This is a genomic window from Clostridium tagluense (genome assembly GCF_003865095.1).
Lineage (GTDB): Bacteria > Bacillota > Clostridia > Clostridiales > Clostridiaceae > Clostridium_AD > Clostridium_AD tagluense.
In genome coordinates this window covers 91535-110320 of sequence record NZ_BHYK01000011.1, presented here as the reverse complement: position 1 = coordinate 110320, position 18786 = coordinate 91535, and the positions used below count along the sequence as shown (strand labels likewise).

Here is an 18786-nt window from a genome sequence, read left to right as displayed (position 1 = left end):
ATAAAATCTATTACTTGTTATCTATCTTGTATTTATTTAGTACAGATAATACGCTTTAATTTTTATATTTCTAAACCCACCTTAATATTTATATTATACAATACTGGTATAAACTCTTTCTAAAGCATTTCTTGAATTTTTCTAAGATATACCTAAAAGCAAAAATATATTTCAATTTAATAATAAACAGCAGTAGAACTTAATAATTGTTCCACTGCTGTTTATTAATCTTCATCTTTATCATAAAAATCTAAATACGAATAATTTTCTCCGCTTTTTTGCCAACCTAAAATGGAATCCATATTTACATTTTGTGCAGCTCTAAAAATAGATTTATCAACATCACTAAAATTTTTCTTTAAATCTTTAACTAAAGCTTTAATTTCATGGCGCTTGTTTCCTATCTTTTTAGCTGCAACCATGCAGGCACAATTAAGTGGCCAAATACCACTGTTTTGAGTGAAATCTTCAATATATTGTTCTTCAATATAATAAAGAGGACGAATCAATTCCATTCCCTTAAAATTCTGTGCTTTTAATTTTGGAAGCATAGTCTTAAAGTTTCCTGAATAAAGAATATTTAACATAGTAGTTTCAACAACATCATTAAAATGGTGTCCAAGGGCAAGTTTATTGCAACCTAGCTCTTCTGCCTTTGCATATAAAGCTCCACGACGCATTTTAGCGCACATATAACAAGGATAATCTTTTGCTATGTTATCAATTATATGGAAAACACTTGATTCAAATATTTTCACCGGGATATTTAAGTGCTTACAATTGTCAATTAATAATTCTTTTATATTTTCATGATAACCAGGATCCATTGCAATAAACTCTAATTCAAAATTAACACCGCCGTAATGTTGTAACTCTTGAAATAATTTAGCCATTATTAGACTATCCTTACCGCCAGAGATAGCTACAGCAATTTTATCACCCTGGCAAACTAACTTATAATCCACTATAGCTTTAGTGAATTTTGACCAAATATTTTTCCTATAGGTTGTAATAAGACTACGTTCTATTTCAGCTATTGGTTTTCTTTCATTAAATGGAACTCTTATTTCACAACCTTCTCCTGCAATACTACTCATAAAATCACCCCTCTAATACATTAGAATATTATAGCATATTTAAGAAGAGTTTGTCTTTGAAAAGTGTAATGGAATTTATAGTATGTTTTTTTCTTTTCTAATTTTTTAATGTGAATTCTGCATTTGTGATTTTGAATTTATCTTTTAACCCGGTGGTAGTGTATACCTGCTTATCTTTAGTTATAAAAATACCTTCTACTCCAGGCATGGTATTTATGAATTTCATTCCGTCTTCTAGTCCCAATGAAAACACACTAGTAGAAAGAGCATCTCCATCAATTGATTTTTCACTTACTATGGACACTCCTGCTATAGAATTATCACAAGGGTATCCTGTGCTAGTACTTAAAATATGGTGATATTTCTTACCATCTTTCTCAAAATATCTTTCATAAATACCCGAAGTAACAATGGATTTATTTTCTACTTGGATCATTCCGATAATATCACCTCTTTGCGTAAACGGATCTTGAATTCCTATTTTCCAAGGAGTTCCAGTAATATTTTTACCCATAGCAAATACGTTACCCCCAAGGTTTATAATAGCATGTTCTACGCCATTGTCTTTTAAAACCTTTGATACTTCATCAGCAGTATATCCCTTAGCTATAGCCCCTAAATCTATTATCATACCTTTATTTTTAAGAAATGCTGTTTTATTTTTTTCATCTAATATTAAGTTTTTATAATTTATCAGTGCTTTTTTTTCTTGAATTTCACCTTTTGAAGGCACCCTTGCTGCATCAGTACCTATTCCCCATAATTTTACAAGGGGGCCTACAGTTATATCCATTTTTCCACCTGTTAATCCTGCAAATTTCAAACCTTCTTTAAGAACCTCAACGGTTCCATCAGAAATTTTAATTGGCTTTTCTCCGGCTGCATTATTTATATCTATAACCTCACTAGCCTCTTTATTGATACTCATTTTATCTTCAATTTCACGAATTCTTTTGAAAGCACTATCTAATACTTTAGTAGAAGATTTATCATAGATTTTAATTGTACACACAGTTCCCATTAAAAACTCAGTACTAGAAATTGGTTCTACTGGCTTTGTAACTTTTTTAGAACAAGCAGATAGCGTTATTGCTAGTACAATAGATATTGCAATAATCTTGAATTTTTTATTCTTTGATGAAAAAATCATAATTATACACCTCTTTTTCCCATTTAATCAATTACATTTGGCTTAAAGTTTATTATAATATTGTAATGTTTTTTTATCAACAAGAAGGACCTTAGACCTGAGTCTAAAGTCCTTAAAGATAAATTTAATAAATAATTAACTTATTATATAATTTTTCTTAAAAATAGTCAATTTATTATCTTTATATTATTCTACTGTCACTATATCCCTTATTGTAAACATCATTCTATATCCTTCAATAGTAGATTTATTTTTCCATTCATCTGCAATATTTTTTGATACAAATAGATAATAGGTTTCCGAAGATTTATACTTTGTAAGTGGTGTAACTTTCCCATACTTCTTATCATAACTTACACTTAATTCAACATCCACTTTATTTCCTAAACTATCTAAAACATATACTGTATCTCCAGTAAAATTCAAATCTTTAATACTTATATTAAATTTAATTGTCCATTCTTTATCTTCTACTACGTTAGTAAAATTTTTAAATTCCTTCCAATTTTTGTTTTGAATATTTGATGGAAGACTGTTTAGATAAATCTGATTTAAAGGCATTGCCATAGTATCTTTATATTTTAAAGGAGTACCTAGAACATATTTAATAAATACCCTATCCGAAACCTTTAGATCCTTAAATATTTTAGGATTTGATGAATAATAATATTGATAACTACCTTTTTCATCTAAAATAGTAACATAGGTATTTTTATCTATAGTTTCGATTTTTTTAAGAATTCCTCTCATAGAATCAATCCCTATAGGAGACTGTACTTTTTCCATGATAAGATTATTAAAATCTTCGTCTTTTTGGTTTCTAACGGTTATATTTGGTGTTATGCCTATTGCCTTTACAATTGTATAAGGCTGCGTTGTAACTTGTGTTACCATGGTTTCTTTTGTTGGAATTAATTCTTTAACAAATACATTAGTTTTCCCTTCATTATCTTCAATCCCTTTAACTTCAATAGAATATCCACCCGTAGGTTTAGTACCGCTCATTACTGCAATGTAAATATAACCAGTTGAATCATCTACTGTAAAAACAAAGCCTTTTGTATCTTTATTTTTATTAACCATTTCCATTAGAATCTGTGGGGAATCTTTTTCACTTATTACTTCAAAGTTTATTTTATTAACTGTAATACCTTGTTTAGGAACATCACTTATTACATTTGAATTTAATGCAGAAACAGGCAGTGATGTAAAAGTAAATGACATAGTCAATATTAACCCAATTATTATTTTACTCTTCATAAATTTTACCTCCAATTTTATAAATATTCTTTATCTATTAGACGATAGTATAATGCGTAATGTTTCATAATTTAAAATATTTTAACAATAAAGTGACAATTTTATAAAAATTATAATAGTTACATCAATATCTATTGTATATAAATATTGGACTATCTGTTTAACAAGGTATATCCTGTATTTGTAACTACTAACATTGTTAATTTATATGGTAGGTTTTAGTAACTAATAGAGTTATAAAGGAGTGATTTATTTGGATTACGAAATTCTAAAAACAAGCACTCAAGAAACTAGAGATAAATGTTTAAAGAGTGAATTAGGAGAAGAAAAGAGCAAAGTAATAGATAAATATTGCCTTATATGTAATGAAAACTTGTATTGGCAAAGAGTCAAAGATAAGTACCCTACTCAGGAATATTTCAGCTATAAATTCACTAAAAAAGCCTCAACTTTAGGCATAATATTCCAAATTTATAGACTTTGTTATGCAAAAGTAAAGTATTTTGAAAAAAACTGGGATGATTATTGTGCCTGTGTCTATCATTGGAAAAAAGGTTTTATAGAAACCGAAATATACAACATGGAATTTATTAAGCATAAAAGTACTGGTATTGTTATTGATCTGAGAAATTTATGCAACATTAACAAAATAGAAGAATTTATTAAATTATGTAACTATTTAGAAGCCAGAGATGTTTTAGAAAAAGATTGTACTATTACTGGATTAGATTAAATTATTTTCTTCGAAGCTAAAATATCGTTAAAGTAGTAATAAGTGCTAGAGACTCTAGCACTTATTACTTTTAGAAAAAAGCACCTCTAAATGAGAGACTTATCTATTTTAACTATTACTAATATATTTCTATCTATCAAATAAACCGCCAGTTTTTTTAGTACTTCTTGCTGCTTTTTTTTGTTTTCCAATTACCTTATCTGGTCTTGAAATTCCACCTTGCTCAGAACTTTTCTTTTTCTTTTCCTCAATAATTTTTTTCATCATTTCAATATTATTACTTGACATAAATTTTTCCTCCTTTTGTAGCAAATCAAAGTATGTTAGATACTATAGAATTTATGTTTAAGTTTATAATTTATACATTTTTATTTTCTATATTTTTATTCACTACACAAACTCAACTTGTTGTTTTCCCTACTAATCAGTTTATCTTAATTCACTCAAGATTTCAATATAATATTTAAATGTAACAGTACTTTTTTATAAAAATGATGATTTACCTTCTGAAATACTTTTTCCTATCCTTGCCACAATGCTACCTAACTTAATTAACACCTTTTTATATTCCACTTTTATAATCTCATTATCAAATAACGCTTCATAACTTACTTTATCCATATCAAAGTCTAATGCTTTTGAGAAATTGGTTCCATAAAGTTTTTTAATAAACATCTCGCAATCTTCTTTTATTAAAGTATAATGCCTATCATCAAAATGATACCCATTTGTATCATTTTTCAATTTCTCTATAATTCCATATAACTGATAGATATAGCTCATTTCTTTTAAATTAAAGATTTTAGTTAAAGCTACAATAGCCTCAGCATAATTAAAGTTCATAGGTACAGGATAAATACTAGTTTTATTATTACCATCAAATTCTTTTAACATTCTTAAACTTTGAAATAAGGAAGTACATATGTCTAATTGAATAATAGTGGCATACTCATTGAGTTTAAGCTCTTTATCTTGCTCTTGATATTCTCTTTTGGTTTTTTCAATTTTACTTTGTGTTTCAATTGATTTGCAAGTAGAATTTTTGGCTATAAACCAACTGAAAATTCCGCCTAAAATAGCACCAATTATAATAGATATAGATGATATAAGCTGAGCAGGTATAAATGGCAAAAATTCGTGCATTCCAATTTCTCCTTTTCAAAAAAATATTTTCTACATTATATTTTCCATATAAATATATTTTATTCTTATAGCCTTTGCTAATTTTTTTGACAAGACAATGATAATTAGAGTATTGTTTATATATAAAGCATAAACTTTATGGATAATTAAGTTTATGCTTTAAAGTAATTTTATTGAAGGAGACTAAAAGCACATGATTACACCAAATGATAATAGAGGACAAATAAGAAATAATATACCTATAGGAACTACTGTAGATGTTGTTTTAAAAAAAGACCAACGAACTAATACACTAACAAGAGGTGTAGTAAAGAGGCTTTTAACCAACTCTGCTGTACATCATAGGGGTATAAAGGTTATGTTAGAAGATGGTCAGGTAGGTAGAGTTCAAGTCATTATATCAAAATAACAACTAATAGTTTAAAGTTAAAAGCCAATTTACTGTTGTAAATATTCAATGGTAAATTGGCTTTTTCATTTTAATCCAAAATTGTGCTTGCATTTTAGATTAAAATGATATATAATAATAAAGTTACCTAGTAGAAACAAATAATTTTTTAAAGTTATAAACTACTCCCCAATACGTAGTAAAAAAACGGATCATTAAAATCCTTAACAAGAGAAGACATGAATTTTAAAATTTCAATTCTTACCCTCTTCATTCTAAAATCTCTTAATGAATCCCTTATTAAAAATTTTGTTGAATAATGTACTGATAACGCTTATAACATAATACAATTTGTTATAGCAAGATTTATGATTAAATTAAAGGACAAAACAATTATTACTAGTTTTGTAACCTTGTATACCAATAAGGAGGTATTTATATGAAAAACGACGAATTATTTGAAATTACAGAAGAAGTAATTGATGAATGTTTAGAATGTTTAGACTAATTATAAAAAAGCAAATCTATCACTGTCCCAGTCTAGTGTAGGTTTCTTTTTTTTCTATAAAATTATTTGTAAAAATTTAGGTGTTTAATTTTTATAATAAATAATTTAAATAAATAGTACTACAAATAGAGGAAATTTCTCTTTAGTATAGAATATGTCTAAGTATAGAATACTTACTTATAGGGAGGGCATAAAATGTTAACGATTTCTTTTATTAGTGGTGACAAAGAATTACTTGATTTAAAACAATCTGAAGCTGATTTATTTAAAAGCTGGTTTTACAATTTTGAAAACTCCAGACCTCATGAGGTTAATACAATGGGTAAGAAATACTTGTTTAACAAAAAGGCAATAGCTTATATTGAAATAGAGCCTTAGAGTCTGGCATTATATCAAAGCAATTAATAATTTAGAATATGAATTTGAATAAAGCAAAAACCTGCAAATCTTGTGATTGCAGGTTTTTCCATTTCTATACATTGTCACTTTAGGTACACTCTACTCTAAAAAATTCTTTATTAATCATTATCTACATAATATATAGGTAGAAATGGAAGGTATGCTTACTTCATTAATACAAGTTTTTGTTCCCTTGCTTACGCCTGTTTTATCCACTTCATATTCATTGGCTAAAACTTTCCATTCATTAGAATCTGGTAATACTATTTTTATTTCTCCGTTATTAGAATTATGAATTATAATTAATTTACTAAAATCCTCTTTAAAGTTTGAAGTTAATTGGTATGCCACAGAATTATAAGGTGATTCAAGGAATACCAAGGATTTTATTACCTCATAATCATTGTCTAAGGTCATAACCTTTTGGCTTTTTCTTAAAGAGATTAACCCCTTAATATATTCATAAGTTTCCATGTATTCAGCTTTTCTACTCCAGTCTATTCCATTCACAGCGTCACCAGAATTATAGCTATTGTGATTTCCTTGTTTAGTCCTTAGTATTTCTGTTCCTCCTTGAATAAAAGGCACGCCTTGACAAGTAAGAATTATAGCTAGTGCCAATCTATTCATTTTTTCTCTTTCTAAAGGAGTATTACTCGGATTGCTTTTTTCAAATTTATCATATAAGCATAAATTATCATGTGAACTTACATAGTTTATTGATTCTCCAGGTTCTTGCGCAAAATTACATATTTCGTTGCTATATCTAATGCCACCAACAATACCTTTCTTAATTTCTGCCTGGAGACCACCGCCACCATTTACAAAGCCTGCCCAGTTGCCGTCATTATCTCCCTTTATTGCATTTCTCATATCATCATTAAATAAAGATACTTGCAGGCCCCTTTGGCTTCCTTTTCTTACTTGTTTTGACTGGTCTAATGATGATTCTCCACCTGTCCATGGCTCGCCGTAGATAATAATATTTGGATTAATAATTTTTGCTTGCCGGGCTACTTCTTTCATTGTATCAATATCATGTAGAGCCATTAAATCAAATCTAAATCCATCTATCTTGTATTCGCGGGCCCAAAACATAATGCTATCTACTATAAATTTTCTTACCATTAGTTTTTCTGAAGCTATTTCATTTCCGCACCCTGAACCATTAGTGTAGTTTCCGTTCTCATCTCTCCTATAATAATATCCTGGAACCAAGATATCCATTGGTGAATTATCAATAGCAAAAGAGTGATTATATACAACATCCATAACTACACTAATACCATTTTCATGCAAAGCTTGAATCATAGTCTTAAACTCTCTAATTCGAACAGTGCCATCATTTGAATTCGAAGCATAAGAACCCTCTGGAACATTATATAAATAAGGATCATATCCCCAGTTATATCCACCCGCAGTTTCATCCACACTTGCAAAATCATAAACAGGCATTAAATGAACATGAGTTATTCCTAAATCTATAAGATGGTCAAGTCCTGTAACAATACCCTCAGGGGTTTTAGTATCTTTCTCAGCAAAACCCAAATATTGGCCTTTATTTTTAATTCCTGAGTCCGCCCATACTGAAAAATCCCTAATATGAATTTCATATATTATTGCCTGAGTTCTATTAATTGGTAATGCTCTTAGATGATTTTCCCAATTCACAGGATTTATAGAACTGAAATCAACAATCATCCCTTTTTTACCATTGGCACTGCATCCTTTAGTATAGATATCCTGTGTTTCTTTTTCGACACCATTATTTAATACTAAATAATTATAATATTTATTTTTAAAATCGCCCTGAAGATTAAGTTCCCAAACGCCTTTTTGTCCTTTAGTCATGGAATGTCTCTGTCCCAGATCATCACTAAAAGTTTCATACAGGACTACTGTGATTTTTTCCACAGTAGGTGCCCAAACCTTAAAGATTGTATACTGAGGAGTATACACTGCGCCTAAATCGTTTCCATCGTAAGTGAATTCTATGCTTTCTAATACATTTTCCATTAGTTAATCTCTCTCCTTAAAAAATAATAAAAAAACTATGTTCTAAATAATATGTATGTATTTAAAAAATAACTCCAGAAATCTAGAGTTATTTAGTTGATTCTCTTTCAACTAATTTTGTATCAATAATATAGTTGGTTATATATTCTTTTTCATTCTCTAATTTGTTTATTAATAGCTTAACCGCAAAATAACCTAATTCTTCAGAATTAATATCAACTGAAGATAGAGCTGGATTCCTGTAGGCAGTCAATGGAGTATTATTAAACCCAACAATTGAAATGTGCTCTTGCGACATTTCGTTTATAGCTTTTGAGGCACCAAATGCTATTAAATCATCAGTGGTAACAACTGCTGTAGGACTTGAATTCTCCAAAATTCTTTTCATAGCATCATAACCACTAGTTTCTGTAAATTCTGCTACTTGTATCATATTTTCATCTATTTTTACGCCAATATTCTCCATAGCTTTCTTATAACCTTCTAACCTATTTATAGTTACATTAAGTGTAGGCGAACCTCCTATAAACGCAATTTTTCTCTCACCCTTTTGTATTAGATAATTAACAACACTGTACATGGCGTGAAAGTTATCATTATCAACCCATAAAAGCCCTTCTGTATCTTCAGGTTTACCTATTACTACAAAAGGATAATCAGCTTCTTTTAAATAAGCAATGCATTTGTCATTTTTCCTTACTACTGGTAAAATAATGCCATCAACTCTTCTACTATTCATTAAACTTGCTATATACTCTACTTCTTGATCTTCATTATTACTGTAAGTATACATAATATAATATCCTTTTTTTTGCGCATAATGGCTTATGCCTCTCATAATTTGAATGAAAAATGGGTTAACAAATAAATCTTCATCCGTGTTAGGTAAAATAAGTCCTATAGTCTTTGTTGTTTTACTAACTAGACTCCTAGCTATGGCATTAGGATGATAATTCATTTCCTTCATTGCTTTATAAACTTTTTGCTTTGTTGCATCACTAATTTTAGGATTATCTGCAATTACTCTTGAAACTGTTGAGGGTGATACATTTGCAAGCTTTGCTACTTCTCTTATAGTTACCGACATGAAAACTTCACTTCCTAATTTATAAAAATATTCTATGTTGATTATATTATTAAATGTAATATTGTGCAAGGCTGGCTTGAATAAGTGTTAGAGATTATATGAATTACATTAATATATTAGTTTCATATAAAGGAATCACAATTATAGTTAAGTGCTACGCCATTTTATGCAATCGGTTGCAAATTATTTACCCTGATTATAATCTTTTAGCTTAACTCCTGTCAATAATAATATTTTTTTACTTTTGTTGGTATAACTACTTTACCTATACTTAGTTTGTTACACCATTGAATTTGTTGAATGTATACTATTTCATTATTCCAATCGCAATGTTTTGACCTATAAAAAATAATACAAATTATTTTGTGCAAACGCATTCACAAATCCATCATTTTATATTATTATATAACTATAGACATTAACATATTAAAGTAAATACTTTCATTGATATAATAATTTACATAAAATAAAGGAGGAAGCTATGCACAATATTAAAGCAGTTATATTTGATTTAGATGGAGTATTGGTAGATACTGCTAAATATCATTATTTAGCATGGAAGAGACTAGCACAGGAATTAAACATTCAGTTTTCATTGCAAGACAATGAAAGATTAAAAGGTGTAAGCAGAATGCGGTCATTGGATATCATATTAGAGATAGGAAATATTACACTAGACTCTGATACAAAAATTCAACTAGCCCAAAAAAAGAACATTTGGTACGTGGATTATATTTCCAATTTAACTCCAAAGGATATTTTACCTGGGGTTATTGGTTTTTTAGAAAGTCTTAAAGTAGATAGCATAAAAATTGCATTAGGTTCTGCAAGTAAGAATTCTATGCTTATTCTTGATAAGTTAAATTTAACGAATTATTTTGATGCTATAATTGATGGTACAAAAGTTTCTAAAGCAAAACCTGACCCTGAAGTTTTCTTAAAAGGAGCTGAGGCACTTAAGGTATTGCCTAGTGAGTGCATTGTCTTTGAAGATGCGGAGGCCGGAGTGGAAGCTGCCATTAATGCTGGAATGTATTGCATTGGAATAGGTTCTAAAAATATATTAAAAATGGCTCATTTAGTCCTAGCAGGGTTTTCTGATATGACTTTTGATAAATTAAAACTATAAGGCAAAACAATTGAGAATTGTTTTGTGCCCCAGAGAACATCTAATGGGATAAACAATTGAGAATTGTTTAATGCCCCTAAGAATAACTAGGAGGATTTTAATGAAACACTATTATAAATTAGACGAATGGAATATTATTGAACAAGGATTTAATGCAGATAACAATGAAATATCTGAGAGTATTTTTAGTTTAGGTAATGGATATATGGGACAAAGGGCAAATTTTGAAGAAGATTATAGTGGTACATCTCTTCAAGGCAATTATATAGCAGGCGTCTATTATCCTGACAAAACAAGGGTTGGGTGGTGGAAAAACGGCTATCCAGAATATTTTGCTAAGGTTTTAAATTCAACAAATTGGATTGGTATAAACATTAAAATTAATGATATTTCACTAGATCTTGCTAAGTGCAGCGTAAAACAATTTGAGAGAGTTTTGAACATGAAACAAGGATATTTACAAAGAAGCTTTGTGGCAGTACTTTCAAACGGTAATGAGATTGAAGTAAACAGTAAACGATTTATAAGTATGAAGCGAGGTGAAATAGGCACAATTAAATATTCTATAAAACCATTGAACTTTAAAGGTAAACTAGAGATTACACCTTACCTTGATGGAGATGTTATGAATTCTGATTCCAATTATGACGAGAAGTTCTGGGATGAGATTTCTAGTGAAGTTAAACCTTATGAAGGATATATGATGCTTAAAACCAAGAAATTAGATTTCCACATCTGCACATATATGACCTATGAAATAACTAAAAACGGTGAAATTATTAAACCAATTGCAGAATTTAAGCAAAGTGAAAAATACATTTCTAATAATGTGTTAGTTCATTGCAATGAAAATGATGAAGTGGTAATTTATAAATATGTTGCAAATACCTCCTCAAGATATTATGAAAAAGATGAGCTAATTGGAATAACTAAAAAACTTTGCAGCAAAGCTAAAATGGATGGATTTGAAACATTACTAAAAGAACAGGCTGATGCTTGGGAAGAAAAGTGGAAGGAAAGCGATATAGTTATTGACGGCGATATTCCAGCGCAGCAAGGAATTAGATTCAATATATTCCAATTAAATCAGACCTATACAGGAGAAGATTATAGGCTAAATATAGGCCCAAAAGGCTTCACTGGTGAAAAATATGGTGGAAGCACTTACTGGGATACCGAAGCATATTGCATACCATTTTATCTAAGTACTTCACAGGAAAAAGTATCAAAGAATCTTTTATTATATAGGTACAAGCAGTTAGACAAAGCCATAGAAAATGCTGAGAAATTAGGTTTTACAAATGGAGCAGCCCTTTATCCAATGGTAACAATGAATGGTGAGGAATGCCATAATGAGTGGGAAATAACTTTTGAGGAAATACACAGAAATGGAGCCATAGCTTATGCTAATTATAATTATGTGAATTATACTGGAGATAAGTCTTGCCTTGGTGAATTTAGTTTTGAGGTACTTACAGCTATATCAAGATTTTGGGCTCAAAGAGCTACTTTCTCAAAAAGTAAAAATAAATATGTGATTCTAGGTGTTACTGGACCTAATGAATATGAAAATAATGTAAATAATAATTGGTATACAAATAAAATTGCCTGCTGGACTTTAAAGTATACAATTGAGGTCTTAAATTACCTAAGCCAAAATGAACCTGAAAGATTAAGTGAACTTAAGAAAAAGCTTAATTTTAAGGATTCAGAAATCATTACTTGGAATAATATCATTGAAAATATGTACTATCCTTGTGATGAAGAACTTGGAATTTTTCTTCAACAAGATGGATATATGGATAAAGAGCAGATATTAGTTAGTGAATTAGATAAAAAACATCTACCAATAAATCAAAACTGGTCATGGGATAGAATACTACGTTCATGCTTTATAAAACAAGCTGATGTACTTCAAGGTATTTACTTATTTGAAGGGGAATATGATACTGATACAATTAAAAGAAATTTTGATTTTTATGAACCTAGAACTGTACACGAGTCCTCTTTGTCACCTTGCATTCATACTATATTAGCTACAAAAATCGGGAATTATGATAAAGCTTATGAAATGTATTTAAGGACTTCTAGACTTGATCTTGATAATTATAACAACGACACAAAGGATGGTTGTCACTCTACTAGTATGGCAGGAACATGGATGGCAGTAGTCCATGGGTTTGGAGGTCTCAGAGTTTGCGATAATAAATTAATATTAAATCCATTTATCCCTAAGCACTGGCGCTCATGCTCTTTTAAAATAACCTTTAGAGGTGCACTTTTAAACATTAAATTTAATGATAGCATTCTTCAAATACAAAATGAAAATGACATATCAGTTAACTTATCAATTTATAACAGTGATCACACTTTAAATGGAAATGCTTTATTAGAAATTCCAATACAATAAACGTAAGACGTTTAAATAAACGAAAAACGTTTAAATAAACGAAAAATCTTTAAATAAACAATAAGCCTCAGCATATATTTTTAGTGCTGAGGTTTTTTTGTTTACTCATGGCACTTATTTTGATAAGATTATATGGGGTTAAATTATAATTAATTTCAAACAATCAAAAGAAAAATTAAACAGTGGAGGAAAATTATGAATTTTAAGAATATAAAAATTAAAGCAATAGCAGATAGAGTTATGAATAGAGCAGTTAAAAGCGGCTTTAAGAAGGATGATATAGAGGATTTTTATATAGAATCATTATTAAAACAAACCAGCTCACTTAGAATTCGCGATTTTATTGAACTATCCTATTATAAGGGAATATTTAAAGGCTTTCAGTATTCTGAAACATTGATTAATTCAAATATAGTTCAATGTAATTCTGACACTTATGCTGATGAACTCCAAAAACAAAATATTAGCCTAATTAAAAGGCTAGAAGATCTCAATGATATGGTTTTTAAAATTAAAGAACCTCCCCAAAACACAGGCAAAATAATTCAAGATGGGAGAAATTTTGTTTCTTATAGGAACAAATTTACAAATAATATTAATGATGCAATAAAAATGGCATGGGATAACAAAAATTATCTAGATAAAAAATAATTATATTATTTTTATTCATATCTAAGAAATACTTACAAACTTCTATCATATAATATAGTAATATAATTATAAAGAAGATGATAATATGAATGAAAAGTCCGATTATTATATTCAATTAAATAGCAAAGTAGAAAAAATGCTTAGAACATCAGAATTTTTAGGGTCTGGTCATAATGGAATAGTATATTCCCTTCCTAACCAAAGAGTAATCAAAATTTTTAAAAATAAAAGAATTTGTAGCAAGGAATATGATATTTTTATGAAAACTAGAAGAAGTAAATTTTTTCCTAAAGTTTATGAACATGGAGATTACTACATTGTACGAGATTATGCAAGTGGAGAGCGGCTAGACAAATATATAAAAAAGCATGGTATAAATAAAGAAATCTCACATAACATTATAAGGCTTATTGAAGAATTCAAGAAGCTAAATTTTAAGAGACTAGATATTAGGTGTAAAGACTTGTACTTAAAAGAAGATTTTTCAATTACTGTCATTGATCCTAAAAATAATTATTCGAAGAAAGTAATCTATCCTAGACATCTAATGAAAGGCCTAAATAACTTAGGCGTGCTAGATGAATTTTTATCAACAGTTAGTGATGAAAATTCTAAAATTTATGAGTTATGGAATTTTAACTTCAAACAATATTTAGAAAAAAACATCAAATAAATTTGAATAGTTCAAAATAGCATAAAAGGCTTCAATTCACTAAATTGCAGCCTTTTATGTTGCGTCATTATAATACATTTAATCCTTTTAAATCATCTACGAATTGATCAAAGTTTAATACCCTTGAAGCATCTAATATGATTTTTGCACTTCTGAGCATCTTTTTATCTTCAGTCACAAGGGTATAATCTTTATTCCTTTCGCAAATATGGATTAGGCTATAGTCATTTATAGAAATTTTATCTCCATTAACAAAATATATATTTTTATTCTTCTCATATTTAATAGGACTACCACCTATGCAATCTTCAGTAAAACTGGGGCAATTATTAGTAATAATATGCCCTAATAATTTTAAAAATTTATTTGACAGTACAAAGTCTTCGTTGAATTTTGCATATTCTTTTACGGATAACTCTCCAGCAATTTCCTCAGAGATTTTAAAATCAACCCATTCTACATTTTCAATAGTATCTAATAAGGTAGGATATTTATTCCACACTTTTATAACTATATTAGCATCTAATAAATATTCTTTACAAATCATTTTCTTATCTCCTTTTAGAAATAAATCTATATTAGATTTTCAGTAAAAAGATATCTGCATTTTAACTTTATCTTAGAACAAATCCATACTAAAATATCTTTCCGCTCTATCTGGCAAAATAGTCACTATATTTTTATCCTTCCCATATTTCTCTGCCATTTTTTTTGCTGCCCATATATTTGCTCCAGAAGAAATTCCAACTAAAGCTCCTGCTACCCTTGCTATTTTTTTAGAAGTCTCAATAGCATCTTCATCAGTAACCATTATTATATCATCAATCAATGAAACATCTAATACTTTTGGAATAAATCCATCCCCTATTCCTTGTATCTTGTGGAATCCGGGAGTATGCCCTAAAAGAGCAGAAACATTCTTTGGTTCTACAGCAGCAATTATGCATTTTGGGTTCTTGTCTTTTAAAAATGAACCGATACCTTGAAGTGTTCCTCCACTACCTATTCCTGATATGAAAATATCTACATTGCCCTGAAGTTCACTCCATATTTCAACAGCAGTTGTATTATAATGAATTAGTGGATTATTAATGTTAGTAAATTGATTAGGCACGAAAATATTGGAATTAGCCTCTATTTGTCTTTTAACTTCATTTAAAGCTCCTTCTACATTTTCTGACCTAGGTGTTAATATAAGTTCTCCTCCTAGCAATCTAATTATCTTCTTTCTTTCCTCACTCATATTTTCAGGCATTACAATAACAACTTTATATCCCTTTTGAATTCCTACTAATGTTATCCCTATACCCGTATTCCCTGATGTAGCTTCCATTATTGTCATTCCATGCGTAAGCAGTCCTTCTTTTTCTGCTTGTTCAATCATAAATTTTGCAATTCTGTCCTTTATGCTTCCACCTGGATTAAGAAATTCAGCCTTAGCAAATATATTTGAATCATATAGCTTTTTCAAGCTTATAAGTGGTGTATTTCCAATTAAATTTAAAATACTATTAGTATACATTTTAATCACCTACTACGATTATTTTATTAATATTATATTCACTAATAAATAAATGGTTAACTATTATTAAATTCTTTGCTTGTTTCACCTTGATAAATGTAGATAATGGAACTATAATTTAAATAGTAACATATGATTTTTTTACCATTAAACAATGAAAGGAGTAGCTGCACTGTAGCTAATAAATAAAACTATGGAAGTACAAGTATTTTTAAAAGGTAGTAAAGAAGCTGTTATTTATAAAGGCGATAGGATAGATGTTTTAGATTTTGAGATGAATAAAGTTAAATATAAGCAAATTAGATGTTTTCGAAAGGGTTTAAGCAAAAGCGAACTAGTAGAAGAAGAGAGTATAAACAAAATAGTTAAAGTTGAGTTATAAAAAACGCCTACATCCATTTTATGGACGTAGGCGTTTTTTATAACTCACTATCTTCTTTTTTTGCCTCTTACCTTATTTTTATTATCTTGTCTACTTCCATGATTGGTCTTATTTTCAGTTATTGTAGGCTTATTTTTCTTTTTTAAATTTTTATCTATAGGTTTATCTCTGGTGCTACTTTTTATATTGTTTCCTTTATCTTTGCCTCTTATTTCTTTTGATTTTGATTTTATGTTTGTGTTACTTAAGTGTTCTTTATTTTTTTGCCCACGTGGTTTTATTAAACATTTAGGGCCATAACCAATAAGATCTTCTCTATTTGCTTCTATTAATGCTGAATATACTAAATCGTATTTCATAGGATCTTTATATTGAAGTAATGCCCTTTGCATGGCTTTTTCATGCTTGGTTTTAGGTATATGAACTTCTTCAAGAGTATTTGGATCAAGTCCAGTATAAAACATAGTTGTTGATGGTGTTCCTGGCGTTGGATAAAAATCTTGAACTTGTTCAGGTTGATAATTAGTATCCCTAAGATATTCTGCAAGCTCTACTGCTGAACTCATTGGACACCCTGGGTGGCTAGACATTAAATAAGGAATAAGATATTGCTTTTTTTCTATTTTCTCAGTAGCCTTATAAAACTTTTCCCTAAATTTATCATAAGTTTTACCCGCTGGTTTACCCATAAATTTTAAAACTTTATGAGAAACATGCTCTGGTGCAACCTTTAGTTGTCCACTTACATGATGCTTAATAAGTTCATTAAAAAAGGTTTCATTTTTATCTGCCATAATATAATCATAACGCAGACCTGAACGTATAAAAACTTTTTTAATATCTGGCAATTCTCGAAGTTTCCTAAGCAAATTTAAATATTCCATATGATCAACGTTTAAATTCTTACAAGGAGCAGGATGCAAGCATTGTTTATCTCTACAAGCACCTACTTTTAATTGTTTAGCACATGCAGGTTGTCTAAAATTGGCGGTTGGACCTCCTACATCATGAATATATCCTTTAAAACCCTTTAATTTTGTAATTTCTATTGCTTCCTCTATTAGTGAATTTTCACTCCTACTTTGCACAATTCTACCTTGATGAAATGTTATTGCGCAGAACGCGCAGCTACCAAAACATCCTCTTGAACTAACTAAACTGAACTGAACTTCTTCTATAGCTGGAATCCCACCCATCTTTTCATACATAGGATGATAATTTCTTTGATAAGGCAAGCCATAAACAACATCCAATTCTTCTCTAGTAAGTGGCATTTCCGGTTTGTTTTGCACAAGATACTTATTAGTATGCTTTTGTACTATAACGCCACCACGAATAGGGTCTTGTTCATCATATTGTATTTTAAAAGCCTGTGCATATTTTTTCATATCATTGCAGACTTCCTTATAAGATGCTATTTCAACGTGGTCACCAATATTTTCTATATTCTCTGATACATAACAGGTTCCAAGCTCCTGCGTTATGTCTTTTATATCTATACCTTCATTTAATTTATTTGCAATGTTAACAACTTGTTTTTCACCCATACCAAATATTAGTAGATCTGCCCCACTATCGATTAACATGGACTTTCTTACCTTGTCACTCCAATAATCATAATGTGCAAACCGCCTTAGACTTGCTTCTATTCCTCCAATAATAAGAGGAATACCTTTGTATGCTTCTCTTATTTTATTACAGTAGACTATTGTTGCTCTATCTGGCCTAAGACCCATCTTTGCACCAGGAGAATACAAATCTTTTTCTCTTATTTTTTTACTTACTGTATAATGGTTAACCATAGAATCCATATTACCAGCATTAACTAGAAATCCTAGTCTTGGTTTGCCGAGTTTCTTAAAATCTTCTGTATCTTTCCATTCAGGTTGAGCTATTATTCCTACTTTATAGCCTTCATTTTCTAGAACCCTTGAAATAATTGCTGTTCCAAAACTATGATGATCTACATATGCATCACCAGTTACTATAATAAAATCTAGTTCGGTCCAACCTCTATCTAAAATATCACTTTTACTAATAGGTAAATATTTATTATCTTTAATTACTTCCACCTTCTTTTGCTTTAATCGTAAATCACAATATATAATTCAAAATACAATTATAGCATTCTTTGCGCTTTAATTCTTTAAAATAATAAATAAAAGAATTTCTTATTATATTTTCATTTATTCACGAATTTCAATATAAAAAAAGTTTTTGTTAGAAAGTAAGATAGTA

At 29.3% G+C, this 18786-nt stretch carries 18 protein-coding genes; 8 read left to right on the top strand and 10 right to left on the bottom strand.

The genetic code is table 11. From position 1 onward, the window contains the following. Positions 1–224: 224 nt before the first annotated feature. The 3 genes from Ctaglu_RS11735 to Ctaglu_RS11725 form a co-directional block, all read right to left on the bottom strand. Positions 225–1097, bottom strand: coding sequence for a tRNA 2-thiocytidine biosynthesis TtcA family protein (locus Ctaglu_RS11735; protein WP_125001767.1), 873 nt, complete (start codon positions 1095–1097; stop codon positions 225–227). Positions 1098–1194: 97 nt separating this feature from the next. After that, complete coding sequence (locus Ctaglu_RS11730; protein WP_125001764.1) at positions 1195–2247, bottom strand: FAD:protein FMN transferase; 1053 nt, start codon at positions 2245–2247, stop codon at positions 1195–1197. A 186-nt stretch (positions 2248–2433) separates the two neighbouring features. Then, complete coding sequence (locus Ctaglu_RS11725; protein ID WP_125001761.1) at positions 2434–3507, bottom strand: protease complex subunit PrcB family protein; 1074 nt, start codon at positions 3505–3507, stop codon at positions 2434–2436. 244 nt (positions 3508–3751) lie between these two features. On the opposite strand from Ctaglu_RS11725, the gene Ctaglu_RS11720 reads away from it, so the two are divergent. Then, positions 3752–4240 (top strand): hypothetical protein, encoded by a 489-nt coding sequence (locus Ctaglu_RS11720; protein ID WP_373861676.1) that lies wholly within the window; start codon positions 3752–3754, stop codon positions 4238–4240. A gap of 129 nt (positions 4241–4369) precedes the next feature. On the opposite strand, the gene Ctaglu_RS25195 is transcribed toward Ctaglu_RS11720, so the two are convergent. Next, complete coding sequence (locus tag Ctaglu_RS25195) at positions 4370–4528, bottom strand: hypothetical protein (RefSeq protein ID WP_164943594.1); 159 nt, start codon at positions 4526–4528, stop codon at positions 4370–4372. A gap of 195 nt (positions 4529–4723) precedes the next feature. Then, positions 4724–5383: a hypothetical protein gene (locus tag Ctaglu_RS11715; protein WP_125001755.1), complete on the bottom strand. Its 660-nt coding sequence runs from the start codon at positions 5381–5383 to the stop codon at positions 4724–4726. A 193-nt stretch (positions 5384–5576) separates the two neighbouring features. Between Ctaglu_RS11715 and Ctaglu_RS11710 the strand changes: the two genes are divergently transcribed. Together Ctaglu_RS11710 and Ctaglu_RS11705 are read left to right on the top strand one after the other, a co-directional pair. Continuing rightward, positions 5577–5792, top strand: a complete 216-nt coding sequence (locus tag Ctaglu_RS11710) for a YwbE family protein (RefSeq protein WP_125001753.1) — start codon at positions 5577–5579, stop codon at positions 5790–5792. A gap of 682 nt (positions 5793–6474) precedes the next feature. Beyond that, positions 6475–6657, top strand: a complete 183-nt coding sequence (locus Ctaglu_RS11705; protein ID WP_125001750.1) for a hypothetical protein — start codon at positions 6475–6477, stop codon at positions 6655–6657. A gap of 147 nt (positions 6658–6804) precedes the next feature. Here Ctaglu_RS11705 and pulA read toward each other — a convergent pair whose 3' ends face one another. Together pulA and Ctaglu_RS11695 are read right to left on the bottom strand one after the other, a co-directional pair. Next, positions 6805–8694 (bottom strand): type I pullulanase, encoded by a 1890-nt coding sequence (pulA, locus tag Ctaglu_RS11700; protein ID WP_125001747.1) that lies wholly within the window; start codon positions 8692–8694, stop codon positions 6805–6807. 88 nt (positions 8695–8782) lie between these two features. Further along, on the bottom strand, positions 8783–9781 hold the full coding sequence (locus Ctaglu_RS11695; protein WP_125001744.1) for a LacI family DNA-binding transcriptional regulator: 999 nt from the start codon (positions 9779–9781) through the stop codon (positions 8783–8785). A 481-nt stretch (positions 9782–10262) separates the two neighbouring features. On the opposite strand from Ctaglu_RS11695, the gene pgmB reads away from it, so the two are divergent. The 4 genes from pgmB to Ctaglu_RS11675 all read left to right on the top strand — a co-directional run bounded on the left by pgmB (position 10263) and on the right by Ctaglu_RS11675 (position 14644). Further along, on the top strand, positions 10263–10910 hold the full coding sequence (gene pgmB, locus Ctaglu_RS11690) for a beta-phosphoglucomutase (protein WP_125001741.1): 648 nt from the start codon (positions 10263–10265) through the stop codon (positions 10908–10910). A gap of 100 nt (positions 10911–11010) precedes the next feature. Then, entirely contained in the window at positions 11011–13320 is a 2310-nt protein-coding gene (locus Ctaglu_RS11685) for a family 65 glycosyl hydrolase domain-containing protein (RefSeq protein ID WP_125001738.1), read from the top strand. Between the two features lie 195 nt (positions 13321–13515). Beyond that, positions 13516–13971: a hypothetical protein gene (locus Ctaglu_RS11680; RefSeq protein ID WP_125001735.1), complete on the top strand. Its 456-nt coding sequence runs from the start codon at positions 13516–13518 to the stop codon at positions 13969–13971. 85 nt (positions 13972–14056) lie between these two features. After that, the gene (locus Ctaglu_RS11675) at positions 14057–14644 is read left to right on the top strand and encodes a protein kinase (RefSeq protein ID WP_125001732.1); all 588 of its coding nucleotides are present in this window, start codon (positions 14057–14059) and stop codon (positions 14642–14644) included. Between the two features lie 67 nt (positions 14645–14711). Here the strand turns inward: Ctaglu_RS11675 and Ctaglu_RS11670 are convergent, their stop codons facing one another. Together Ctaglu_RS11670 and cysK are read right to left on the bottom strand one after the other, a co-directional pair. Beyond that, a complete protein-coding gene (locus Ctaglu_RS11670; RefSeq protein ID WP_125001729.1) occupies positions 14712–15191 on the bottom strand; it encodes a PIN domain-containing protein in 480 nt (159 codons plus the stop codon). Between the two features lie 72 nt (positions 15192–15263). Beyond that, a complete protein-coding gene (cysK, locus tag Ctaglu_RS11665; protein WP_373861675.1) occupies positions 15264–16175 on the bottom strand; it encodes a cysteine synthase A in 912 nt (303 codons plus the stop codon). Between the two features lie 184 nt (positions 16176–16359). Here cysK and Ctaglu_RS11660 point away from each other — a divergent pair, with 184 nt between their 5' ends. Beyond that, positions 16360–16548 (top strand): hypothetical protein, encoded by a 189-nt coding sequence (locus Ctaglu_RS11660; protein WP_125001723.1) that lies wholly within the window; start codon positions 16360–16362, stop codon positions 16546–16548. 47 nt (positions 16549–16595) lie between these two features. Here the strand turns inward: Ctaglu_RS11660 and Ctaglu_RS11655 are convergent, their stop codons facing one another. After that, positions 16596–18611, bottom strand: coding sequence for a YgiQ family radical SAM protein (locus Ctaglu_RS11655; protein ID WP_125001883.1), 2016 nt, complete (start codon positions 18609–18611; stop codon positions 16596–16598). Between the last annotated feature and the right edge of the window lie 175 nt (positions 18612–18786).